The 22,138-nt window shown below is 40.3% G+C and carries 22 protein-coding genes and 6 tRNA genes; 23 read left to right on the top strand and 5 right to left on the bottom strand.

The window, feature by feature from the left end:
- Nucleotides 1–607 precede the first annotated feature (607 nt).
- The 8 genes from dnaG (at nt 608) to WMZ97_RS20585 (ending at nt 9,142) form a co-directional block, all read left to right on the top strand.
- Nucleotides 608–2,419: a DNA primase gene (dnaG, locus tag WMZ97_RS20550; RefSeq protein WP_343273980.1), complete on the top strand. Its 1,812-nt coding sequence runs from the start codon at nt 608–610 to the stop codon at nt 2,417–2,419.
- 34 nt (nt 2,420–2,453) lie between these two features.
- Entirely contained in the window at nt 2,454–3,575 is a 1,122-nt protein-coding gene (rpoD, locus tag WMZ97_RS20555; protein ID WP_343273981.1) for an RNA polymerase sigma factor RpoD, read from the top strand.
- A 100-nt stretch (nt 3,576–3,675) separates the two neighbouring features.
- The gene (locus WMZ97_RS20560) at nt 3,676–4,206 is read left to right on the top strand and encodes a hypothetical protein (RefSeq protein WP_343273982.1); all 531 of its coding nucleotides are present in this window, start codon (nt 3,676–3,678) and stop codon (nt 4,204–4,206) included.
- 100 nt (nt 4,207–4,306) lie between these two features.
- Nucleotides 4,307–4,690, top strand: coding sequence for a cytochrome c550 (gene cccA / locus WMZ97_RS20565; RefSeq protein WP_343273983.1), 384 nt, complete (start codon nt 4,307–4,309; stop codon nt 4,688–4,690).
- A 358-nt stretch (nt 4,691–5,048) separates the two neighbouring features.
- Nucleotides 5,049–5,759 carry a tRNA (adenine(22)-N(1))-methyltransferase gene (locus WMZ97_RS20570; RefSeq protein WP_343273984.1) on the top strand — a complete coding sequence of 237 codons (711 nt, stop codon included), beginning with the start codon at nt 5,049–5,051 and terminating at the stop codon, nt 5,757–5,759.
- Nucleotides 5,752–6,867 carry a Nif3-like dinuclear metal center hexameric protein gene (locus tag WMZ97_RS20575; protein WP_343273985.1) on the top strand — a complete coding sequence of 372 codons (1,116 nt, stop codon included), beginning with the start codon at nt 5,752–5,754 and terminating at the stop codon, nt 6,865–6,867. The genes WMZ97_RS20570 and WMZ97_RS20575 overlap by 8 nt, the downstream gene beginning before the upstream one ends.
- A 41-nt stretch (nt 6,868–6,908) precedes the next feature.
- Nucleotides 6,909–8,222 carry a DEAD/DEAH box helicase gene (locus WMZ97_RS20580; RefSeq protein WP_343273986.1) on the top strand — a complete coding sequence of 438 codons (1,314 nt, stop codon included), beginning with the start codon at nt 6,909–6,911 and terminating at the stop codon, nt 8,220–8,222.
- Between the two features lie 26 nt (nt 8,223–8,248).
- Entirely contained in the window at nt 8,249–9,142 is an 894-nt protein-coding gene (locus WMZ97_RS20585; protein ID WP_343273987.1) for a deoxyribonuclease IV, read from the top strand.
- A gap of 431 nt (nt 9,143–9,573) precedes the next feature.
- Here WMZ97_RS20585 and WMZ97_RS20590 read toward each other — a convergent pair whose 3' ends face one another.
- Nucleotides 9,574–9,858, bottom strand: coding sequence for a DUF2624 domain-containing protein (locus WMZ97_RS20590; protein ID WP_343273988.1), 285 nt, complete (start codon nt 9,856–9,858; stop codon nt 9,574–9,576).
- Between the two features lie 194 nt (nt 9,859–10,052).
- On the opposite strand from WMZ97_RS20590, the gene WMZ97_RS20595 reads away from it, so the two are divergent.
- Entirely contained in the window at nt 10,053–10,463 is a 411-nt protein-coding gene (locus tag WMZ97_RS20595) for a DUF4190 domain-containing protein (protein ID WP_343273989.1), read from the top strand.
- A 57-nt stretch (nt 10,464–10,520) separates the two neighbouring features.
- On the opposite strand, the gene WMZ97_RS20600 is transcribed toward WMZ97_RS20595, so the two are convergent.
- Nucleotides 10,521–10,847, bottom strand: coding sequence for a hypothetical protein (locus WMZ97_RS20600; RefSeq protein ID WP_343273990.1), 327 nt, complete (start codon nt 10,845–10,847; stop codon nt 10,521–10,523).
- A 74-nt stretch (nt 10,848–10,921) separates the two neighbouring features.
- Here WMZ97_RS20600 and WMZ97_RS20605 point away from each other — a divergent pair, with 74 nt between their 5' ends.
- The 8 genes from WMZ97_RS20605 to WMZ97_RS20640 all read left to right on the top strand — a co-directional run bounded on the left by WMZ97_RS20605 (nt 10,922) and on the right by WMZ97_RS20640 (nt 14,169).
- On the top strand, nt 10,922–11,551 hold the full coding sequence (locus WMZ97_RS20605; protein WP_343273991.1) for an NfeD family protein: 630 nt from the start codon (nt 10,922–10,924) through the stop codon (nt 11,549–11,551).
- Nucleotides 11,552–11,697: 146 nt separating this feature from the next.
- Nucleotides 11,698–13,323, top strand: coding sequence for a Na/Pi cotransporter family protein (locus WMZ97_RS20610; protein WP_343273992.1), 1,626 nt, complete (start codon nt 11,698–11,700; stop codon nt 13,321–13,323).
- 202 nt (nt 13,324–13,525) lie between these two features.
- A tRNA-Asn gene (locus tag WMZ97_RS20615) sits at nt 13,526–13,600 on the top strand.
- Nucleotides 13,601–13,602: 2 nt separating this feature from the next.
- Nucleotides 13,603–13,679, top strand: a tRNA-Met gene (locus WMZ97_RS20620).
- 28 nt (nt 13,680–13,707) lie between these two features.
- A tRNA-His gene (locus WMZ97_RS20625) sits at nt 13,708–13,783 on the top strand.
- A 67-nt stretch (nt 13,784–13,850) separates the two neighbouring features.
- Nucleotides 13,851–13,927, top strand: a tRNA-Ile gene (locus WMZ97_RS20630).
- 23 nt (nt 13,928–13,950) lie between these two features.
- A tRNA-Ser gene (locus WMZ97_RS20635) sits at nt 13,951–14,043 on the top strand.
- Nucleotides 14,044–14,093: 50 nt separating this feature from the next.
- Nucleotides 14,094–14,169, top strand: a tRNA-Phe gene (locus tag WMZ97_RS20640).
- Between the two features lie 90 nt (nt 14,170–14,259).
- On the opposite strand, the gene WMZ97_RS20645 is transcribed toward WMZ97_RS20640, so the two are convergent.
- Nucleotides 14,260–14,496 carry a hypothetical protein gene (locus tag WMZ97_RS20645; RefSeq protein ID WP_343273993.1) on the bottom strand — a complete coding sequence of 79 codons (237 nt, stop codon included), beginning with the start codon at nt 14,494–14,496 and terminating at the stop codon, nt 14,260–14,262.
- A gap of 238 nt (nt 14,497–14,734) precedes the next feature.
- Between WMZ97_RS20645 and WMZ97_RS20650 the strand changes: the two genes are divergently transcribed.
- From WMZ97_RS20650 to WMZ97_RS20660, 3 genes are all read left to right on the top strand, one after another.
- On the top strand, nt 14,735–15,346 hold the full coding sequence (locus WMZ97_RS20650) for a superoxide dismutase (protein ID WP_343273994.1): 612 nt from the start codon (nt 14,735–14,737) through the stop codon (nt 15,344–15,346).
- A gap of 109 nt (nt 15,347–15,455) precedes the next feature.
- Nucleotides 15,456–16,721, top strand: a complete 1,266-nt coding sequence (locus tag WMZ97_RS20655) for an MFS transporter (protein WP_343274008.1) — start codon at nt 15,456–15,458, stop codon at nt 16,719–16,721.
- Nucleotides 16,722–16,796: 75 nt separating this feature from the next.
- Complete coding sequence (locus WMZ97_RS20660) at nt 16,797–18,887, top strand: peptidoglycan D,D-transpeptidase FtsI family protein (protein ID WP_343273995.1); 2,091 nt, start codon at nt 16,797–16,799, stop codon at nt 18,885–18,887.
- Nucleotides 18,888–18,970: 83 nt separating this feature from the next.
- Here WMZ97_RS20660 and WMZ97_RS20665 read toward each other — a convergent pair whose 3' ends face one another.
- The gene (locus WMZ97_RS20665; RefSeq protein ID WP_343273996.1) at nt 18,971–19,534 is read right to left on the bottom strand and encodes a hypothetical protein; all 564 of its coding nucleotides are present in this window, start codon (nt 19,532–19,534) and stop codon (nt 18,971–18,973) included.
- 26 nt (nt 19,535–19,560) lie between these two features.
- Complete coding sequence (locus WMZ97_RS20670) at nt 19,561–19,902, bottom strand: hypothetical protein (protein ID WP_343273997.1); 342 nt, start codon at nt 19,900–19,902, stop codon at nt 19,561–19,563.
- Nucleotides 19,903–20,282: 380 nt separating this feature from the next.
- On the opposite strand from WMZ97_RS20670, the gene rpmG reads away from it, so the two are divergent.
- The 3 genes from rpmG (at nt 20,283) to WMZ97_RS20685 (ending at nt 22,116) form a co-directional block, all read left to right on the top strand.
- The gene (rpmG, locus tag WMZ97_RS20675; RefSeq protein ID WP_026681152.1) at nt 20,283–20,432 is read left to right on the top strand and encodes a 50S ribosomal protein L33; all 150 of its coding nucleotides are present in this window, start codon (nt 20,283–20,285) and stop codon (nt 20,430–20,432) included.
- Between the two features lie 104 nt (nt 20,433–20,536).
- On the top strand, nt 20,537–21,106 hold the full coding sequence (locus tag WMZ97_RS20680) for a 5-formyltetrahydrofolate cyclo-ligase (RefSeq protein ID WP_343273998.1): 570 nt from the start codon (nt 20,537–20,539) through the stop codon (nt 21,104–21,106).
- Nucleotides 21,103–22,116, top strand: coding sequence for a ThiF family adenylyltransferase (locus tag WMZ97_RS20685; RefSeq protein WP_343273999.1), 1,014 nt, complete (start codon nt 21,103–21,105; stop codon nt 22,114–22,116). Before WMZ97_RS20680 ends, WMZ97_RS20685 begins: the two co-directional genes overlap by 4 nt.
- Nucleotides 22,117–22,138: the final 22 nt, after the last annotated feature.

Raw genomic sequence — 22,138 nt, forward strand, 5'->3', positions numbered from 1 at the left:
GATAATTGAAAACACTATACTAGCGAAGGAAATATACGGCGAGCCCGCGGAAAGCGTAGTGTATTTCCGTATCGGTAAGATAACTACTATCCGAAACTGTGTCGCAGTTTATGTATATAGTGGCAACCTAAAAGTACTTTTGCAGATGTTGCGATGCTTGAAAGAATAAATGGAACAGCTCATTGGATGAAGAAACCAGCTATTCGGCCCATTTCCATCAATTCGGTTTTCGGAAAGAGGCAGGTGCCAAGTTTTCGTAAATTTTCCTGTAGCAATTTCGCAAATCCTGTATTATAATTAATATTTGTGCAAAAATGTGTTTAGTATGATTATACTAGAAGACATAATCAGAAAAATAAAACATTCTAAAGAAGGAAGGAATCTGTTTTATCAATGTAGAATTAAATACATGATAGCGGGGTTTATGACCTTGCGTCACGAGGTACAATGGGTAATGGGGAAATCAGTAAAACTGCAAATGATCAACATGTCCTTCTGCTTAATAACTAACAAGAAGGGAATTTTTTTCGAGTTTAAAAAAATATTGTCGAATTTTGCAGGAATTTCTTCGTTTATCCCGAACTATAGTAGAGTACGGTGATAAAATATGCCTAGTTTTATTCCGAAAGACGTAGTTGAAAAAATTCAGAAGGGTAATGACATTGTTGATGTCATTAGTGAATATGTACAACTAAAAAAGCGAGGAAAAAATTATGTGGGGCTCTGTCCGTTTCATGGTGAAAAAACACCATCGTTTACTGTTACACAGGACAAACAAATTTTTCGTTGCTTTGGCTGTGGAAAAGGCGGTAACATTATAAATTTTATCATGGAAATGGAAAGCTATTCTTTCTACGATGCATTAAAGCTTCTTGCTGAAAAAAGTGGGGTGGAATTACCGGAAACAAACATCTCTCAGAAAGGCTCATTGTCAGAGGAAAACCAGAGTATTCTATCTGCCAATGAATGGCTGCAAAAACTTTACCATCATTTACTAAGATTTACGAAGGATGGAAAGGAAGGGTATCAGTATTTTATTGATCGGGGAATTGCGGAAGAGACAATTGATCAATTCCAATTAGGATTTGCCCCGAACGCAAAAGAATTTGTTGCTGAATTTCTTGAAAAAAAAGGATTCCATCAACAAATGCTGGTAAAAGCAGGATTGCTTTCAATGAGGGATGATCATACGGTTGTTGATCGTTTTCGAGGCAGGGTAATGTTTCCGATTCGAAATCATCTGGGAAAGACAGTTGCCTTTGGAGGTAGAGCGATTGCGGATCAGGAACCAAAGTATTTAAACAGTCCGGAAAGCGACCTGTTCCAAAAAGGGAAATTGTTATTTAATTTCGATCAGGCGAAAAAGCATATTCGCTCCACTGGTGAGGTAGTGTTGTTTGAGGGTTACATGGATGTGATTTCTGCATTTCAAGCCGGGATCAAAAATGTTATTGCCACATTAGGCACATCATTGACAGAAAATCAAGCTAAATTGTTAAGAAGATATGTCGATACGGTAATTATTTGTTATGATTCTGACCATGCTGGTATAGAAGCCGCTTATAAAGCAGCCAATTTACTCCGGCAAACCGGCTGCACGGTGAAGATTGCCCGAATGGAAGATGAAATGGACCCAGATGACTATATTAAGTTATATGGGGGCGAAAAATTTACCAATAGGGTAATCAAAGCAAGTGATACGTATATGAGTTTCTTTATGCGCTATATGAAACAAAATTATAACGTTAAGCTTGAAGGAGATCGCATAAATTATATCGAAGTAATCTTAAAACAGCTTGCAATGGTTGATAATGCCGTCGAACGGGAATATTATTTAAAGGAAATAAGCGCAGAATATGATCTGTCGATGGATACATTGAATCAGGAAATCCAGAAGTTCCGGCAAAACTTAGGCGTAAAGAAGGATAAGCAGGAACAGAAAAGAGATACTACTTACAATGGAAAGTTTCTGTTATCATCTAAGAAATTATTACCTGCGTTTCATAATGCGGAACGGCAGCTGATTGCATATATGTTGAAAGACGCAGCAATAACTGATAAAGTGCAAGAGGCTATTGGCGGATCTTTTAATGTGGAAATGCATCAAGTGATTACAACGCATTTGTATGCATATTATGAAGAAGGGCATCCTGCCGATGTCAGCCTTTTTATTGACCGATTGGCCGACGATAACATAAAACAGGCTGTGATTGAAATCGCCATGATACCTTTAAATGATGATATTAGTAACCAGGAGATTAATGATTATATCCGAATAATCCAGGCTGAAAACAGGGATATGGCTACAATTAGGAAATTAAAGGCTGAGCAACGGCGAGCTGAACAGCAAAGTGATCCAATTAAAGCTGCTAAAATTGCAATGGAAATCATCGAAATTCAAAAACAGTTAAAAATTTGATTTTCTGATGAGATGTATGAAAGGAGGGGGACTCATGGCTGAAAATAAACCCGCACAAACCAAAGACAATCAAGGTGAACAAACGGTTGAACAAGCAAAATCTCAGCTGCTGGAAATAGGAAAGAAACGTGGTGTACTTGCTTACGAGGAAGTGGCCGATCGATTGTCAGGGTTTGAAATAGAATCTGAACAGATGGATGAATTTTATGAGTACCTAAATGAACAAGGTGTTGACGTAATCGGTGAGTCGGATGAAGACCCGAAGATGCAGGAAATAGCAAAAGAAGAAGAATTTGATCTGAATGATTTAAGCGTCCCGCTCGGTATTAAAATTAATGATCCGGTGCGAATGTATTTGAAAGAAATTGGCCGGGTTGATTTGTTATCTGCCGCCGAAGAAATTGAATTAGCAAACCGAATTGAACAAGGCGATGAAGAGGCAAAAAGGCGTCTGGCTGAAGCCAATTTACGTCTCGTAGTCAGTATTGCCAAACGTTATGTCGGCAGAGGTATGCTGTTTTTGGACTTAATTCAAGAAGGTAACATGGGACTTATGAAAGCAGTAGAAAAATTTGATTACCGTAAAGGATTCAAATTTAGTACGTATGCAACTTGGTGGATCCGCCAGGCCATTACGAGAGCAATCGCAGATCAAGCACGAACGATTCGGATACCTGTTCATATGGTTGAAACCATTAATAAACTGATTCGTGTGCAACGACAGTTATTACAGGACTTTGGCCGCGAACCTACTCCCGAGGAAATTGGTCAGGAAATGGAACTGTCGCCTGATAAAGTTCGTGATATCCTAAAAATTGCACAAGAACCTGTCTCCTTGGAAACACCGATTGGTGAAGAAGACGATTCCCATTTGGGCGATTTCATCGAAGACCAGGAAGCTTTATCACCATCAGATCATGCTGCTTATGAATTGTTAAAAGAGCAGTTGGAAGATGTATTGGACACCTTGACCGATCGCGAAGAAAATGTTTTGCGACTGCGTTTTGGGCTTGATGATGGACGCACGCGTACTCTGGAAGAGGTAGGTAAAGTCTTTGGTGTAACAAGAGAACGAATCCGTCAGATTGAGGCAAAGGCCTTGCGTAAATTACGCCACCCAAGCCGCAGCAAGCGTTTAAAAGACTTCCTTGAATAAATCATGTTGTTCAGTCATTGAGCACCTATGTGGATCAATGACTGTCCCCCTTCGTTTTTTAAACAATACAACAAACACTGTATAAAAGGTGTTGATGTAGATGGAAGATGAACGTACGGCGATTATTGTTAAGGAAATACGCTATTGGAGAAGTCATAAGCTGTTGCCGGATACTTATTGTGACTATCTGCTCGCACTGTACACGAACGGCGAAACAACGATTGACTCACCAAAAAAAGGTTTGCAAAAAATTGGCTTTATACTCTGCTTGATAATTCAGATGCTCTTGGTACCGTTTTCATTTCTTGTTATCTATTTTACGGAATTTCCCGTAATATTGCAACTGAGTATTTTACTTTTGTTTATTCTTTTTTCTTTTTGGCAATATTGGTGGCTTAACAGACGGGGTAGTACATTTTACCATGTATCGCTTATTAGTCTGTTATTGTTAATTTTTTTGACAATCGTTTTGTTCTGCAGTCAATTGTTTGATAACCAGTGGTTGACTCTATCCATGATCATACTGCAATTTATTTGCTGGCTGATTTTGGGGATGAAAAGAAAGTGGAATTACGTAATCATATTAAGTGTCATTGGACTTGCTTTTACATCCATATGTCAAGTTTTATAATATTTCACAGCTTATCCCTTTAAACTAATTTGATTTTCGAGTAAAATAAGGGTAGTCTTTCGTAAAATTGAATAAGGGAATACATAAGGAGGAAAAACGGATGAAGAAAAACCCAGTCATCCCATATGCACTTATAGCCGTAATCGGGATAGCTTTGGTGATAGTCATATCTATAGTTGGGATTAACCAACGCGATGCTATTCAAAAAGCGGAAGAAGGCGGGGATACAGAACAGAGCGCCGATAACGAAGAAGGCGGCGAAACAAGCGATGATCCGGAAGCCATTTTTAAAGATAACTGCGCAACATGTCATGGAGACGATTTATCTGGTGCCATGGGTCCAAACTTACAAGAGGTTGGAGGCAGACATTCAGAAGAAGAAATTCACGATATTATTATGAATGGGAAAGGTCAAATGCCACAAGGATTAGTGCCAGAGGAACAGGCAGATGCTTTGGCAAAATGGCTTGCCGAGAAAAAATAGATCCATATATAAACATACAGACGGAAAAGAAAGCTTTCTGGCACATTCAGAAAGCTTTCTTTACATCTATTTAGAAATAAAGGTTAAATCGTGCTCGGTTATAAGGAAACATATAACGAACGTAGGCAGGAGTCCCGAGCAACAATCTGTTTCTAGCCGGCTTGATCTTCAACTAAGAACGTCACATTCGCATGCCTTCGTCGAAGTGGACTACATCAGTAGCCACCGACTTTATCGTACAGAGATGAAGGGAGCATGCTGACTTCCGGGCACTGGAACCATACACGCTTATTATCTATAAGCAGGGCTAGAGCTAGATTTTTTAATACATTCTTTTCTAGGGAATAAGGTGAATGAAATGCCGCAACATATTACACTCTCAGATCGTCTGCTGGAGATTGCAAACTTTTTACCGGTAGGTGCTGTGTTTGCTGATATTGGATCGGATCATGCCTACTTGCCATGCTACGTATGTAACCGTGATATAACGGCACAGGCAATCGCTGGTGAGGTGAATGAGGGTCCGTACAACAGTGCACGAGCTACCGTTTTGACAAATCAATTAGCAGACCGTATTGATGTCCGCCTTGGAAACGGACTTGAAGTACTAAGGGACAACGAGGTCAAGCAAGTAGTTATTGCTGGTATGGGGGGGACTCTAATCCGTTCGATTTTGGATGCTGGGAAGGCTAAACTTGGTCGAGTGAAACGGATTATTGCACAACCCAATGTAGATGCCATAGGTGTTCGTAAATGGCTGTCAGCGCATCAGTATTGGATTACAGATGAAACAATCATTGAAGAAAATGGTCATTTTTATGAGATTATCATTGCGGATATGTGTGAAAATAGATCTTCAGCAAGATCATGGACCGAGCAGGAATTGTTTTTCGGCCCAGTATTACTAACGAAGCGACCAGTTGCCTTTTTTAAGAAATGGCAGTACGAAAAGGATAAGAGGAAACGTGTAATCAGGCAAATGAAACATGCTGTACAACCAAATCAAGAAAAGATCCGCTCATTTGAACAGGAGCTACAATGGATCCAGGAGGTTTTGCAAGATGGCTGACAGGATTTTAAGTATGGATATATTTCAAGCAATGGAGTGCTTTGCCCCGAGGAAACTAGCATATGATTGGGATAATGTTGGGCTGCAAGTGGGTAGCTTTCACAAAGACGTAAAAAAAGTGATGGTAACGCTGGATGTACTGGAATCGGTAGTCGATGAAGCGATTGATAAGCAGGTGGACTTGATTATCGCACATCATCCATTATTATTTAAACCGGTGAAACAGCTAAATACGGAATCCGTTCAGGGACGAATCGTTGAAAAGTTAATGAAACACGATATAACAGTTTATGCAGCACATACCAATCTTGACGCCGCAAATGGCGGGGTAAATGATATGTTATGTGATACAATAGGAATAACTGACCGGAAGATTCTTCGGGAAGAGTATTCGGAGAAACTAGTGAAATATAGTGTCTATGTACCAAAGAGTCATGCCGATGCTATCCGAGAAGCACTTGCTCAAGCAGGAGCGGGCCACATCGGCAATTACAGCCATTGTACCTTTCAAACGGAGGGTCAAGGAACATTTAAGCCACTAGCTGGAACCAGTCCTTACATTGGTTCAACAAATGAATTGACGAAAACAGAAGAGGTAAAAATAGAAACCATCGTACTGGAGGCAACGATCGAAAACGTCGTACGGATTGTTAACGACAAACACCCATATGAAGAACCAGCCTACGATATTTATCCACTGAAAAATAAAGGACAAACACATGGGCTTGGCCGGATTGGGGCATTATCCGCCGAGATGACTTTAAACGACTTCTCGGAGCATGTGAAAACGGTGTTGGAGGTTCCTCATGTACGGGTGACTGGTGATATGACAAAATCAGTTAAGACCGTTGCCGTACTCGGCGGAAGCGGCGAGAAATATATTCATGACGCAATAGCCAAAGGTGCTGACGCCTATATTACGGGCGATATTACTTTCCATGTGGCACAGGATGCCTGGCAGTTGGGACTAGCGGTTATTGACCCGGGACACCATGTAGAAAAGGTCATGAAGCAAGGTGTTAAGCAGTATTTAGAGCAGCAATTTGACCAGCAGCGTCTGGATGTCATTGTTTCAGAAACCAATACGGAGCCATTCCGGTTTGTTTAACAAGCTTGATGAAGGTAAATTTGATAAAAGGGAGTACGTTTATGGAAAGGAATAACTTCAGTGATTTTGCATTTCATCCGGTTTTAATGGAGGTTATCGATCGGCTGCAGTTTTACCAGCCAACCGAGATTCAGCGCCAGGTCATTCCGGCTGTTGAAAAAGGCAGGAGTGTCATTGGTCAGTCACATACAGGTTCAGGTAAAACACATGCTTATCTATTACCGTTGTTTAACCGGATAGAGGAAACAAAACGAGAGGTTCAATTCGTCATTACAGCACCTACCAGGGAACTCGCCATGCAAATCCACGATGAAGCGAAAAAGGTGATTCACTATGCAGGCAGAGATCAGCAATGGATCGCTAAATTGTTAGTTGGTGGAACCGATAAGCAAAAAATGGTGGAAAAGTTGAAAGAGCCACCGCATATTGTGATTGGAACACCGGGAAGAATCTTGGATTTAGTCAAAGAAGGAGCCTTATCTATCTATTCTGCTCGTTCATTTGTCATTGATGAGGCTGATTTGATGCTTGACTTAGGGTTTCTTCAGGAGGTAGACCAGCTGTTGGTCCGTTGCAGAGCTGATGTACAAATATTGGCTTTTTCAGCAACAATTCCGCAACGTCTGGAGCACTTTTTTAAAAAATATTTGAAAAATCCAGTTCATGTCAAGCTAAACGACAGACTTGCACCGGAGACAATGGAACACCGGTTAATTGCCTTAAAGCATCGCGATCCTGCTGACGTAATTATTGCTTTATCAGCAGCGATTAACCCTTATTTAGCGATTATTTTTACCAATGGAAAACAAGCAGCAAATGATCTGGCTGAAGCGCTGCAGCAAAAAGGACTGGAAGCAGGCTTGATTCATGGCGGTTTGTCACCAAGAGAGCGAAAACGCGTGCTGAAAGAAATCCAGCAGCTCCGGTATCAATATATCGTTGCTACTGATTTGGCAGCAAGAGGTATTGATATACAAGGGGTCAGCCATGTTATTAATGCACAGCTGCCAAAGGAAGAAGATTTTTATATCCACCGGGTTGGCAGAACGGCCAGAGCGGGTATGGAAGGAACGGCAATTAGTTTATATGAAGAAGCGGATACCGCGTTAATTAAAAAGTTAGAGGAAAAAGGACTCGCCTTTACCTTTTATAATATTAAAAATGGTGAATGGCAGCCAGTAAAGGCATGGAATGAACGTTCAATAAGAAAAAAGACGGACGGAGGTACTGAAAAGGAAGCCTGGAGCAGAGTCCGTAAAACAAAGCAAGTAAAACCAGGGTATAAGAAAAAAATGAAGAAACAAAAAGAGCAAATTCAGCGTCAGCTTAACAAAAATAGTAAGCGAAAAAGATAATATCACCATTAGGAGAGGTGTCAGTTTTGTTGAAAATCGGATCACACGTATCAATGAGTGGGAAAAAAATGCTGTTAGGTTCCAGTGAAGAAGCTACATCATATGGGGCAAACGCCTTGATGATTTATACAGGAGCACCCCAAAATACAAGAAGAAAGCCTGTAGAGGAACTCAATATTGAAGCAGGCATAAAGCATATGCAAGAGCATGGGATTCATGATATTGTTGTTCATGCTCCATATATTATAAATATTGGCAACACCACTAAACCGGCGACATTTGAGCTTGGGGTCAATTTCTTGCGGAATGAAATTGAACGGACGGAAGCGATTGGAGCCAAACAAATCGTGCTGCACCCAGGTGCTCATGTGGGAGCGGGCGCCGATGAAGGAATTGAAAAAATTATTGAAGGGTTAAACGAGGTCCTGGACAAAGAGCAAACCGTCCAGATAGCGCTTGAAACGATGGCTGGAAAAGGAACGGAAATTGGGCGGACCTTTGATGAGTTAGCCAAAATTTTTGACGGAGTAACACGAAATGAGAAACTTTCCGTATGTTTGGATACGTGTCACATTCACGATGCCGGGTATGATGTTGTTCACGATTTTGACGGCGTATTGAACGAATTTGATAAGATCATCGGTGTAGACCGACTAAAGGTAATCCATGTTAATGATAGTAAAAATGTATGTGGTGCTCACAAAGATCGCCATGAAAATATTGGATTTGGCCATATTGGGTTTGATGCACTTAATCAGGTTATTTATCATGAACAGCTGAAAGATCTGCCGAAAATCCTGGAAACCCCTTACGTCGGGGAAGATAAAAAGAACAAAAAACCTCCGTACAAATTTGAAATTGAGATGATAAAAAATCGGGAATTCGATCCGGACCTAAAACAAAAAATAATGAATCAATAAAAACAAAGGCGCAAGCGCCAGGACGAAGGAACGCCGACTAAGTTCGGCACGTCCTGTGCCAACGTCGGCATGACCTGCATCCGGCGGGCCCACGTACAACTGCGCTCTGCCATTTAGTGTGGGTCGGCGTTGCCGCGCAAAACAGCGAAGTTAGCCGATCCTCCTCTTCATTTGCAATGAGATAAAGGAAACATGCCACTAAACTGGGGTATGCCGACGCCGGAACGACAGCCCGTTCTTAGTCGGCCTTCCTTTGTCCCCTGAACCGATGTTGACTTGATCTGCGTGGAGAAATGTGAAGTTTGCTTGGCTTTAGCGCTGGAGCCGGACGTGGCCTACTTTAGTATTAGCGAAATAAAGCCTAAAACCTTTATATTTTCTTTACTTTCTTAAAAGGAATAACGTTTTTAATTTCGTTATTCCTTTTAGAGCTATTGGAATAATGACTCCAGACCATACGACTTTACAATTTCATTAAACAATTTTTGTGCTTTTTGAGCGGTTTCCAAGTCGGTTATTTTGGCCAATTCCTTAAGCATGGTTGCCCGGCCATCTGCATGAAATGGATCTACCTGGTGTGTTTTTAAGTATTTTGTAATTGCACTTGCCTGCTGGTTTGTGATGGAAAAACCATATTGCTTACTATACGTGTAAAGTTCTGCCGGAGATAGCTCGGAAAGTTTCTTTAAAATGAAGTCTTTAATGAATGTTGACATAATCATACCCCTTTACGCAAATATTGCCGTTCAACTAACAGCGGAAAACCCCCACCGATTGAAGTTCACTCTATAGTATGAAAATTGGGGGAAAGTGTGCTTTTTGTATGTATTGTCAAAAACTAACACCAGTAGATTTTGAAAGGATCCATAAACTATACCTGCACCTCCATTATAGGAAAGTGAGGTAATGTATGATGGACGATTCCAATCGTTATTCAAATAGGGCAACAGACGATTATGAGGATGATCTTGGTGCGGTAGATACCAATTTAGCTGATCAGGATCGATCTGTATATAATCCAGCGAGACATGCAGATGATGAGGAAACAGCAGCAGAATTAACGGCTGATGATCTTGGTACTTCCTCCGAAACAGAAGTCATTGACGACGATGATACCAATGTAAACAGTGTTTATGGCTGGGTGGCATTGGCATTATCGATTGTATCCTTTTTCTGGATGCCCGTTATTCTTGGTGCAGCGGGAATTATTGTCGGATTTATTGCCAGAGGCCGTGGTGCCAATACACTAGGTATGACAGCAATCGTTGCTGGTGCTGCTTCGATAATTATTTCCTTATTTATCCTGCCATTTATGCGATGAAATAAAGAGGCTGACCATTGCGTCAGCCTCTTTTTTGCGGAAAATTGTATCTATGTCTTATTTGTACAGGGGAAAGTAATAATATGTGCCGTTTTTTATGTGACGCGGGTTTGTATGATTAATCATGAAAAAGTCATCGAAAATTTGCTCCATATTTAAAGTTGCCAGTGATTCGTTTAATTGCTCGGTAATGGATAAAACCGTATCACCAGCCTGTACTTTTACCTGAACAACTTGAAACTGTTTTGTTACCTTATTTTGTGGACCCATTTTTTGCTCATGTTTTGGGGACTGGACTGGGGTACCATCCGTTAAATCGTGGTATATTCCCGCAATAACTAATATAATGACGATATAGATAACACTCTTTCTAAATGCAGACATAGTCATTCTCCTTTTTGTGAAACAAATGACGAGGATAAAACGTAAGCATATTAGAGATCGAGGAGGGGGAAGAGATGGACATATTTTCTTATAGTTGGCTTGTTTTTGTAATGACTGGATTTGGTACGTTATTTTTGATTGGTGAAATTTTAGTGAATATGCGTGGTTTGTTTGGTCTCTTAGGGCTTGGTTTTATTGTTGTGTATTTTTCAGCTTACCTTGAGACAGGTTCATTTATTATCATGCTTATTATTTATTTCGTTGGAATATTACTTATTATCATTGATGGGAAGCTATTGAATGACGGAACTCTTTCCACCTTAGGATTGGCCAGTATGTTGATTTCTGTTGCGTTAGCAGCTCCCAACTTAACTTCGGGGTTATATGGTGTTGCCGGCGTACTTGTTGGTGGTTTCTCCTCGTTATTATTTCTAAAAGTTTTTAAACGACGGGCTATGTGGTCCAAACTTACACTAAAGGATCGTTTAACGAATGAGGCTGGTTATAATTCAATGAGCAAGGAGTATAAAAAATTATTGGGACGAGAAGGTATTACGTTAAACGCATTGCGTCCAGTGGGTACGATACGAATTGATCATCAAGACTATAGTGCTATTTCTAATGGTCAATGGATTGATAAAGGGAAATCTATCCGTGTGATACAGGTAGATGGTACACGTATTTTGGTTGAAACGATTGACTAAATATAATTCTGGAAATTTACTTTTCAGTCATTCAATAGTGAACAATCTGTGAAGAAAATGCGCAGGCTCTTTACAAGCTGTGTATAAATACGAATAATGATACATGATACGACATGAAACTACAGCAGAAGGGTGGGGTTCAATTTTTGGCAATGGATGTACAAACTATTCTGTTTGAATTCTTTGGCGGTTTGGGAATTTTTCTCCTGGGGATAAAGTATATGGGTGAAGGGTTACAGAAAACAGCGGGGGATCGGTTAAGAGATATTCTAGATAAAACGACAAGCAATCCAATTTTAGGTGTTATCGCCGGTATGGTTGTCACTGTATTAATCCAAAGCAGTTCCGGGACTACTGTTTTAACGGTTGGACTTGTAAATGCCGGATTTATGACCCTAAGACAAGCGATAGGTGTCATTATGGGAGCAAATATTGGCACAACAGTTACTGCATTTATTATTGGGATTGAGTTGGGTGACTATGCCTTACCTATTATCGCAGTTGGCTGTTTCTTGATCTTTTTCTTTACAAATCAAAAGGTTACTGCCATTGGACAGGCTATATTCGGCTTTGGGGCATTGTTTTTTGGTCTTACATTGATGAGTAATGGCATGGCACCCCTTAGTGACCTGGATTGGTTTCACCAGCTTACACTGGATATGAGTTCCAATCGGTTTCTTGGTTTATTGGTTGGCACCATGTTTACCGTTATCGTGCAAAGTTCAAGTGCAACCATTGGTATTTTACAGGGGTTATTTGCCGAGGGAGCAATCGATTTACATGCAGCACTTCCTGTCTTATTTGGTGATAACGTGGGAACAACCATTACCGCAATACTAGCTTCACTCGGGGCAAGCGTCGCTGCTAGAAGAGCTGCATTTACCCATGTTATTTTTAATTTGATTGGGGCCAGCCTTTTTCTTGTTTTTTTAGGCGTCTTTACAAAATTGGTGGTATTGCTGCAGGATCAATTTCATTTAAACCCAGAAATGACACTTGCCTTTGCGCATGGCAGCTTTAATATTGCCAATACGTTGATCCAGTTTCCGTTTATTGCTCTGCTTGCCTGGCTGGTAACAAAATTAATTCCGGGTGAAGATATCACCGTAGAATATAAACCACAGCACCTGGATCCAATATTTATCCAGCAATCATCAACACTTGCACTGGACCAGGCAAAAGCTGAGATTATTCGAATGGGTGAGTACGCCAGTATGGGGCTTGAGGCAACAAACTCGTATTTGGTTACCCAACGGAAAAAGCATTCCGAATTGGCAATGCAGGTAGAAGGTGCGCTTAACAATCTCGACCAAAAAATTACTGATTATCTTGTTAATATCTCCGCTGGATCATTATCAGAAATTGAGAGCGCGAGACACACCGCCCTGATGGATTCAGTTCGGGACATCGAACGAATCGGTGATCACTTTGAGAATATTATTGAACTTATTGATTATAAAATTGCGAATAAGGTAGACCTGACTGAGCAGGCACAAGCGGAATTGAATCATATGTTTGCGTTGACGATTGCAACGGTAAAACAAGCAATAGACGCCCTTGATCAAATAGATCGGGACAAGGCATATGATGTGATCAGAAAAGAATCCGAAATTGATCAAATGGAACGCACATTACGAAAACGGCATATCGTTCGGATGAACAAGGGGCAGTGTACAGGTTCAGCAGGGATTGTATTCGTGGATATCATTAGCAATTTGGAGCGGATTGGTGACCATGCTGTCAATATTGCGGAGGAAGTTTTAGGGGATTGATGTAAAAATGTTACAGTTTTTTAATGAAAACTGTAACATTTTTAAGATTTATATTGAAAACTGTAAATGAACATGCTATAGTATTTATTGTTGTTTGATTCACACCGTGTCCTAAAATGTTTTACATAAACAGAAAAAAAGATTGACATTTCCTGTCGAACGTGGTAAATTATTATTCGTCGCTAGATTAAAATTTAACTATTCCACAGTAGCTCAGTGGTAGAGCTATCGGCTGTTAACCGATCGGTCGTAGGTTCGAATCCTACCTGTGGAGCCAATGGCGGTGTAGCTCAGCTGGCGAGAGCGTACGGTTCATACCCGTGAGGTCGGGGGTTCGATCCCCTCCGCCGCTACCATAACTTAAACATGCTAAAAGCCAAGATGGCGGTCGTGGCGAAGTGGTTAACGCACCGGATTGTGGCTCCGGCATACGTGGGTTCGATCCCCACCGATCGCCCCATGATTTTATTTGCATGATCGTGACTATCTGTGATGGACTATGTTACGTAAATAGCATACATACAAAAGGACCCTTAGCTCAGCTGGTTAGAGCTATCGGCTCATAACCGATCGGTCGCAGGTTCGAATCCTGCAGGGTCCACCATTATATCCATCATCGTATACTACGGAGGTATACCCAAGTCTGGCTGAAGGGATCGGTCTTGAAAACCGACAGGCGGGTCAAACCGCGCGGGGGTTCGAATCCCTCTACCTCCTCCATACATACTACAATTGATACGATGACAAATTTCAAATTAAATAATATTTATGGCTCGGTAGCTCAGTCGGTAGAGCAAAGGACTGAAAATCCTTGTGTCGGCGGTTCGATTCCGTCCCGAGCCACCATCTTCCAAACAGGCAAATAGCTTGTTTTTTTATTGCGGAAAAGTTCATTTTAGTTGGATAGGAAAATGGCTGGCTTAACTGCAATCCATTTTAAGTTGTGCGATCGATGAGCTGATGGTATACTTCCATGAAATTATGATAGGGTATATTTCCAATTTTGTGAATATCACCATCAAAAACCCGATCAAATATGATATCCTTGGCAACAACTACACTGCAGTTCTGCGTATTTATGATTAACTGAAAATAAGAATGAAAATACTTTTGACTAAGTGTACCCGAATTTTTAATCAACAACCATAAAAACCCCTTTACGTTTTGGATCATTTTCACGTTCTCCATTATAAGATAATACTAATAAGAAACCAATCATATTGTTTTTGTATTATCATGTTGTTTCACCTACTCTCTTAACGGGTATAGATATGAATGGGAGCAGTTTCTTCTATCCATTTGTTTCAAGTGGTGCATTTCATTTGCATGTGTGATACTGCTCTGATACTCTTAAATCAAAAGGGTGAATATTCGCTCCCTTTTTAACAACTATAAAGGAGGACGTTTCATAATGGCTAAATTTGAATTACCAGAACTACCCTACGCATACGATGCTTTAGAACCTACAATTGATAAGGAAACAATGAACATCCACCATACGAAGCATCACAATACTTATGTTACTAAACTTAATGGTGCACTTGAGGGACATGCTGATCTTCAGGATAAATCCCTTGAAGATTTATTAAGCAATCTTGATGCTGTTCCAGAAGATATTCGTACAGCTGTACGTAATAATGGCGGTGGACATGCCAACCATAGTCTTTTCTGGAAAGTACTTTCACCAAATGGCGGCGGTGAACCATCAGGTGAATTAGCTGATAAAATCAATGCGAAATTTAGCAGCTTTGATAAATTTAAAGAAGAATTTGCAGCAGCAGCAGCCGGACGTTTCGGTTCTGGTTGGGCATGGCTAGTTGTTAAAAATGGTGACCTTGAGATTACCAGCACACCAAATCAAGACACACCGATCATGGATGGTGTAACTCCAATTCTAGGGCTTGATGTTTGGGAGCATGCCTACTACCTTAAATATCAAAACAAACGCCCAGAATACATTTCCGCATTTTGGAATGTTGTCAACTGGGATGAAGTTGCAAAAAATTATAATGCAGCAAAATAAGTAAGCAAAAAACACGGAGAATTTTCCTTCGTGTTTTTTTATGTCCTTTTGTATATCCAGAATTGATTTGCTTACACTATGAGATATACAAAAGGAGCATAAAACCATGATGAAAAGTTTGGAAAAGATAACTGGCGTAGAAGTGAATCGGGATTTAATCTTTTTGTTGGCTATTGGCGGGCTTTATGCGTTAGGGATATTCCTCTCCAATACCTTTGTAAATATTTACTTATGGAAACAATCGGGGGACTATATGACGATTGCCATTTATAATCTGGGCATATACTTATTCCAGCCGATTATGTTTATTATCGCGGGCAGGATTGCGAAAAAGATTGATCGGATTATTGTGTTAAGGCTAGGGGTAATTTTTTTATCTCTATTTTTTTTGACTGTTTTGGTGATCGGGGAAAAAGCTTCGACCTATAATTTCTTGCTTGGAAGTTTGCTTGGTATTGGCTATGGCTTTTATTGGTTGGCATATAACGTATTGACCTTTGAGATTACCGAACCGGAAACGCGTGATTTCTTTAATGGTTTTTTTGGAATTATGCAATCGTTTGGTGGCATGGTCGGACCGGCATTGGCAGGGTTTATTATTGCTAAGATGGTCGATAATGTTGGCTATACCGTTATCTTTACGGTTTCCTTTATTTTATTTATTTGTGCGGTTATCTGCAGTTTCTTCTTAAACCGACGACAAGCAGAAGGGAACTTCCACTTTAAACGGATTTTAATGGAACGAAACCATAACAAAAACTGGGGTAAAATTTTGCATGCTCATGTGTTTCAAGGGTTACGTGAAGGGATATTCGCATTTGTCATTACCATCTGGGTTTTCTTAGTAACTAATAGCGAATTGGCCCTTGGAATGTTTAACTTAACATTATCAGGTCTATCGTTTGTGTGTTACTTTGCGGCGACTAAATTCATTAAACCCTCGTTACGGAAAAAAGCCATTTTACTCGGTGGCGGCATTCTCTATTTTTCCATCTACATTATTTTATTCCACATTAGTTATGTCAACTTGATTATTTATTCCATTACTATCGGGATTGCCTATCCGATTCTCAATGTTCCTTATGCCTCGCTTACGTATGATGTAATTGGAAAGGCTTGGAAGGCTAAAGACTTACGTGTGGAATATATTGTTGTCCGTGAACTATTTGTTAATATTGGTCGCGTCAGTTCCCTGGTAATTTTTTTGATTGCCGTTTCCCTGTATCCAGCAGAAAAAATTATCCCGATATTGCTTGTGGTTTTGGGTGCGGGTCATTTGTTTATTTACTTTTTTGTAAAAGACATTTATTTAGGCAGCCCAAGAAACAATCAAGGAATGATAAAAGCGCAGCTTACGGATGAAAAAAATCGCTAAACCATATTAATTTAGGTCGAAAAGATGCTATAATAGGAGGTAATGTGCAGAGTAAAATGGATCAGGGGGAGAAACATGGCTAAGAAGAAAAAGAAAAAACGACAGCTTCCCTTTCGTTTAAATATATTATTTTTTGCTGTTTTTCTGTTGTTTTCCGGGTTGATTTTTCAACTGGGAGTTGTGCAAATATTAAACGGGGAAAGCTTTCAGGAAGAAATCGACCGAACGATTCAAGATACCACAACTGAGCCAGTTCCACGCGGGAAAATTTTTGACCGGAATCATCAGGTGGTTGTCGATAATAAACCATTATATTCGATCACCTATACGCCGGCAAAAGGTGTGGAAGCGAAAGATCGATTGGAAGTAGCGGAGAAGTTGTCTAACTACATTTCCATGTATAATAAAGAAACGAAACAAAAAAAATTAAAGACAATCAGTCCGCGCGATAAGCAGGAATACTGGTACTTACAGCACGAAGAAGAAGCGGAGGCACTGTTGTCTGAAGAAGAGGCAGCTGAGATGGAACCAGCTGATCAATATAAAACTATTTTGAAACGAATAAAGAAGGACAAGGCCAAGGATTTAAAGGATTTAACCGAGGACCAATTAAAGGTAATTTTAATTAAGAAGGAATTAGATAAGGCGCAAACATTAACACCGCATATTGTAAAGAATGAGGATGTTACCACAGAAGAGTACGCCAGGGTGGCTGAACATTTAAGTGAACTGCCTGGTGTGAATGCGTCAACTGACTGGAACCGTGCTTATCCATACAAGGATACAATGAAAAGCTTGCTTGGTTCGATCACCTCCCAAACAGAAGGGATCCCGGCAGATAAGGAAAGCTACTATCTAACACGCGGCTACAATCGTAATGATCGTGTCGGCAGGAGTGGTTTAGAGGAGCAATACGAGTCTTTGTTACGTGGACGAAAAGAACAGGTGGAATATACCACTAACAAGAAAGGAGAAATCGTTGGCTCCGATGTCGTGGTCAAAGGTGAACGGGGAAAGGATCTTGTCTTAACAATTGACATGGATTTTCAAAAGCGAGTGGATAAAATCGTTCGTGAGGAACTAGAAAAGGTTATTAAAGCACATCCATATGAGAATCGGTTTGCTGATGATGCGATGGCGATTGTTATGAACCCGAAAACAGGGGAATTATTAGCTGTTTCCGGACAGCATTATGATCGGAAAAAGAATAAATTTACCAATACAGCTTATAAAGCATTATATGATCAGCATCGGCCAGGTTCTGCAGTCAAAGGTGCCACTGTTTTATCGGGTTATCAGTCAGGTGTTATTAAACCGGGGGATACATTTGTTGATGCACCAATCAACATCAAAGGAACACCAACAAAAAGTTCTTGGAAACAAAGCTTAGGCCCTGTAAATGATCTTGATGCACTCAGAATGTCATCCAACGTGTATATGTTCTACATTGCGATGCGCATGGGCGGGGAATTCCATTACCAAAGTGGTCAGCCAATTAGCTTTAATCCAGATGCATTCCAGGAGTTTCGCAACTATTTTGGAGAATTTGGACTTGGTGTCTCAACTGGAGTTGACTATCCATACGAAGGAACCGGTTATAAAGGTACGGACCTTCAAGCTGGTAAATTGATGGACTTTGCGATTGGTCAATATGATACATTCACGACCTTGCAACTGGCGCAATATGTTTCAACGATTGCTAATGATGGGCTTCGGGTCCGACCGCACTTTTTAAAGGAGGTTCACGAACCGTCTGCATCTGACAAGCAGCTTGGACCTATTTTTGACAGTGTTACAACAAATGTGTTGAACCAAATTGAAATGAAGTCCGACTATATCAGTCGTGTCCAAGAAGGTTTTCGCAGGGTTTATCAATCACCGGGTGGTACAGCTTATAGCGAGTTTGCCGGTAAAGATTACAATCCAGCTGGAAAAACCGGTACAGCAGAAAATGAAGTATATATCGATGGAAATAAACATGATACGGAAAATAACTCCTTGATTGGATATGCGCCATTCGATGATCCCGAGGTAGCAATGGCTATCATTGTTCCAAATACAGGAATTGATAAAGGGGACCATGCCAATAATAAAATGGGGGCACGAATTATGGATGCATATTTTGACATGAAAAAGGAAAGTGGCGACAAAAAAGTTGTTGAGTGATGTTGCCCGTTAAGGCGGGATGAAATGACGCATAAAAAAACTGTTTTGCAAGTAGAGGGAATCTACATTGCAAAACAGTTTTTTTATCTTGTTATTTTTTGGGCAAGCTCTTGTTGGTTCATGGAGCTTTTTACCTTGAATTTTCCTAGTTGAACCCGTTGATCATAGTCATTATCTTTCAGGAATTTACTGAACTTACCAGCGTCGTCAATAATACCATTCGCTTTTAAATCATCACTAATCTCAGACGAAGCCATACCTGATTTAATAGTAAGGGTATATGTTTTTTCTTCTTTCTTTTTGTCCTTATCCTGCTCTTTATTTTTGTCTTGGTCCGCTTTCTTATTTTCATCGGCTTTTTCATTGTCGTCGTTTTTTTCCTGCTTGTCCGATCTGGTTTGCTCTGTTTTTTCTGCCTCTGCAACTTCCTTGGCTTCTTTTTTATCTTTCTTTTCGTTGACAGTTAATGCAATATAATCGGACTCGCTTACAATGCGATAGCCATCCTCTTGCAGAGCTTGGATCATATCTTCGTTTGCAATATCGGCAGTATCATGGTTGTTATCATTGACAAATAACAGCACGAGTAACGCGAGCAGACTGGCAGTTAACAGCCCGATGGAAAATGAACGAATTGTTTGTTTCATACCGTTTCTCCTCATTTATCGTTTCGTTATTTTTTTAAAATTGCTTGTATATCGTTGCTGCTTAATGCAGTACGTTCAGCAATCGCATCCATGGAATAGCCTTGCTCATGCAAAGCAAAAACTTTTTGAATTAATAATGGTTTTGTTTCCGTTTGTTGGACAGGTTGGGCTTGATCCGACATATCATCAGCAAGAAGTTCTTCTTCCAATATTTTTATTTTTTTCTTTAGCTGGTATGTATCCTGCATCGATGAGATCGATAGCTGTTCAAGCTGACTTTCCAGGTCATCGAACTTGTCGCTCATAAAAAAGCTTAGAATAAACAAGACAACCGCAACAACAATTAGGGTGATTAATATATATATCATAAGCATACCTCCATTTTATCCCGCCTTAACGGGCAGTAAGCCCCCCACTTCTTTAGATTTTGAGTTAGGTACCGAAAAAATTCGTAGGGGATCAACTGCCTGACAAAGGTTTGATTCTATTCTTCCATTCAATGGGATGACATACTAATCACGTAATGTTTTGATGTTCCCATTATCATTATAACATCCCGTGAGTCGAAGGTCTCCACTGAATGAAGTTTCACTTTATCCCTCTTATAGTTATAACATAGAATTGCTGTGAGGAAAACTGGTATTTTTTAAAAGCCGCTTGATTGGATGCGGGAAATCTGCTATTATAATAAGGTCTGAAAAAAATCTTATGTCTTAAAAGCAACATGCAACGTTTGGAGGGAACGAATATGCGCGTAAACATTACATTAGCTTGTACAGAAACTGGTGATCGTAATTATATTACTACGAAAAACAAGCGAACAAATCCTGAGCGTATTGAGCTTATGAAATATTGCCCAAGACTAAAAAAACACACTTTGCATCGTGAAACAAAATAAAGTGATTGAAATAAAACCCTTATCATGTCGATTGATAAGGGTTTTATTTTTGGTTACCTATGAATATTAATGTATACTTGAGGCAGAAGAGGAGGCGGGTTGTTGTGGAAAAATCGCAGCTGCGTCAATCAATGATCGCATCTTTACAACAGCTACCAGAAGATAAAAAACAGAACATCGAGCGGGCATTAGTGGCACAGCTGATAACATTAAATTGCTGGCAACAAGCAGGCATGATTGGGATCACGATTTCACAAGGATTGGAATGGAACACCAAACCAATCATCGAGTCTGCCTGGCGTGAAGGTAAAACCGTGTGTGTGCCTAAATGTCTGCCTAAAGATAAACAAATGACGTTTTACCAGCTTGATACATATGATCAATTAGAGAAAGTTTACTATAATCTACTAGAGCCGAAATCGGATGAAACAAAGAGTGTAACCAAAGCAAAAATTGATTTACTCATTGTTCCGGGTCTCTTATTTGATAAACACGGTTTTCGAATTGGGTTTGGAGGCGGTTATTATGATCGTTTTTTACAGGATTTTTCGAATCAAACGATCTCACTGGCAAGCAGCCAGCAACTAATTGACCATTTGCCGACGGAGATATTTGATATTCCGGTTGACCTTATTTTGACAGAACATGGGTTAGTGAAAGAAGGTATATCATGAATATGCAGCGCTATTCCCGACAGTTGTTATTTGCACCTATTCAAGAGATGGGTCAGCAAAAATTAGCCAATAGTACGGTGCTTGTGGTTGGTGTTGGGGCGTTAGGAACCGTAATTAGCAACCATTTGGTCCGTGCGGGCGTTGGCCGGATTCGCTTGGTTGATCGGGATTATGTCGAATTAAGCAATCTACAGCGGCAAATGCTATTTGATGAAGAAGATGTCGAGGCTGCTCTTCCAAAAGCAATTGCAGCTAAAAGAAAGCTGGATAAGATTAACCGTGATGTCACGATTGAAGCAGTTGTAGATAATGTAACGAACGATACGATTTACGATCTGTTGGATGGTGTGGATGTAGTAATGGATGGAACAGACAATTTTTCCACCCGGTTGCTGTTGAATGATAGCTGTTTCAAACAAAATATTCCTTTTTCTTATGGTGGTGTGGTTAGTGCCCGAGGGATGACTGCCCTGTTTATCCCTGGAGAAACACCATGCCTAAGGTGTTTGGCTGGTGCTGGAGCAGGAAATGGTGAGACGTGTGATACGGTTGGGGTGATTGCTCCTGCTGTTGATATGATTGCTTCGATGGAGGTTATCGAAGTATTAAAATATTTGACAGGGAATAAAAAAGCATTGCGATCCACATTGAAAACAATCGACTTTTGGTTTAATCAGTCGTTTGATATGAAACTAGCGAATCCCAATCCAGAATGTTTGACATGTCAACAACATGCATATCCGGCATTGCAAAAACAAGCTCAGGACGCAGAGACCGTATTATGCGGGAGGAATACGGTACAGATTCACCAGCAATCGTTTTGGGATTTAAAAAAAACAGAAGCACGTTTGCAAAAAATCATGAAAACCAAGCGGACACCCTTTTTATTGAAAGCCAAGCTGGAGCAGGAGGCAACTTTTGTTGTGTTTCCAGACGGGCGTGTATTGGTGCAAGGCACCGAAGATATCAACAAGGCACGAACTTTGTATGACCGGTATATTGGTTCGTAATGCATAATTTTCAAGTCCAGGA

Source organism: Lentibacillus songyuanensis (assembly GCF_039548255.1).
In the GTDB taxonomy this organism is placed as follows: Bacteria; Bacillota; Bacilli; order Bacillales; family Amphibacillaceae; genus Lentibacillus_C; species Lentibacillus_C songyuanensis.

Coding starts and splice junctions, on each gene's coding strand:
- cccA (WP_343273983.1), top strand. CDS start 4,307: ATGAAGAAAAACCCAGTCATCCCATATGCACTTATAGCCGTAATCGGG.
- dnaG (WP_343273980.1), top strand. CDS start 608: ATGCCTAGTTTTATTCCGAAAGACGTAGTTGAAAAAATTCAGAAGGGT.
- WMZ97_RS20590 (WP_343273988.1), bottom strand. CDS start 9,858: ATGTCAACATTCATTAAAGACTTCATTTTAAAGAAACTTTCCGAGCTA.
- WMZ97_RS20605 (WP_343273991.1), top strand. CDS start 10,922: ATGGACATATTTTCTTATAGTTGGCTTGTTTTTGTAATGACTGGATTT.
- WMZ97_RS20560 (WP_343273982.1), top strand. CDS start 3,676: ATGGAAGATGAACGTACGGCGATTATTGTTAAGGAAATACGCTATTGG.
- WMZ97_RS20645 (WP_343273993.1), bottom strand. CDS start 14,496: ATGATCCAAAACGTAAAGGGGTTTTTATGGTTGTTGATTAAAAATTCG.
- WMZ97_RS20570 (WP_343273984.1), top strand. CDS start 5,049: ATGCCGCAACATATTACACTCTCAGATCGTCTGCTGGAGATTGCAAAC.
- WMZ97_RS20670 (WP_343273997.1), bottom strand. CDS start 19,902: ATGATATATATATTAATCACCCTAATTGTTGTTGCGGTTGTCTTGTTT.
- WMZ97_RS20575 (WP_343273985.1), top strand. CDS start 5,752: ATGGCTGACAGGATTTTAAGTATGGATATATTTCAAGCAATGGAGTGC.
- WMZ97_RS20650 (WP_343273994.1), top strand. CDS start 14,735: ATGGCTAAATTTGAATTACCAGAACTACCCTACGCATACGATGCTTTA.
- WMZ97_RS20685 (WP_343273999.1), top strand. CDS start 21,103: ATGAATATGCAGCGCTATTCCCGACAGTTGTTATTTGCACCTATTCAA.
- WMZ97_RS20580 (WP_343273986.1), top strand. CDS start 6,909: ATGGAAAGGAATAACTTCAGTGATTTTGCATTTCATCCGGTTTTAATG.
- WMZ97_RS20595 (WP_343273989.1), top strand. CDS start 10,053: ATGATGGACGATTCCAATCGTTATTCAAATAGGGCAACAGACGATTAT.
- rpmG (WP_026681152.1), top strand. CDS start 20,283: ATGCGCGTAAACATTACATTAGCTTGTACAGAAACTGGTGATCGTAAT.
- WMZ97_RS20660 (WP_343273995.1), top strand. CDS start 16,797: ATGGCTAAGAAGAAAAAGAAAAAACGACAGCTTCCCTTTCGTTTAAAT.
- WMZ97_RS20655 (WP_343274008.1), top strand. CDS start 15,456: ATGAAAAGTTTGGAAAAGATAACTGGCGTAGAAGTGAATCGGGATTTA.
- WMZ97_RS20600 (WP_343273990.1), bottom strand. CDS start 10,847: ATGTCTGCATTTAGAAAGAGTGTTATCTATATCGTCATTATATTAGTT.
- rpoD (WP_343273981.1), top strand. CDS start 2,454: ATGGCTGAAAATAAACCCGCACAAACCAAAGACAATCAAGGTGAACAA.
- WMZ97_RS20665 (WP_343273996.1), bottom strand. CDS start 19,534: ATGAAACAAACAATTCGTTCATTTTCCATCGGGCTGTTAACTGCCAGT.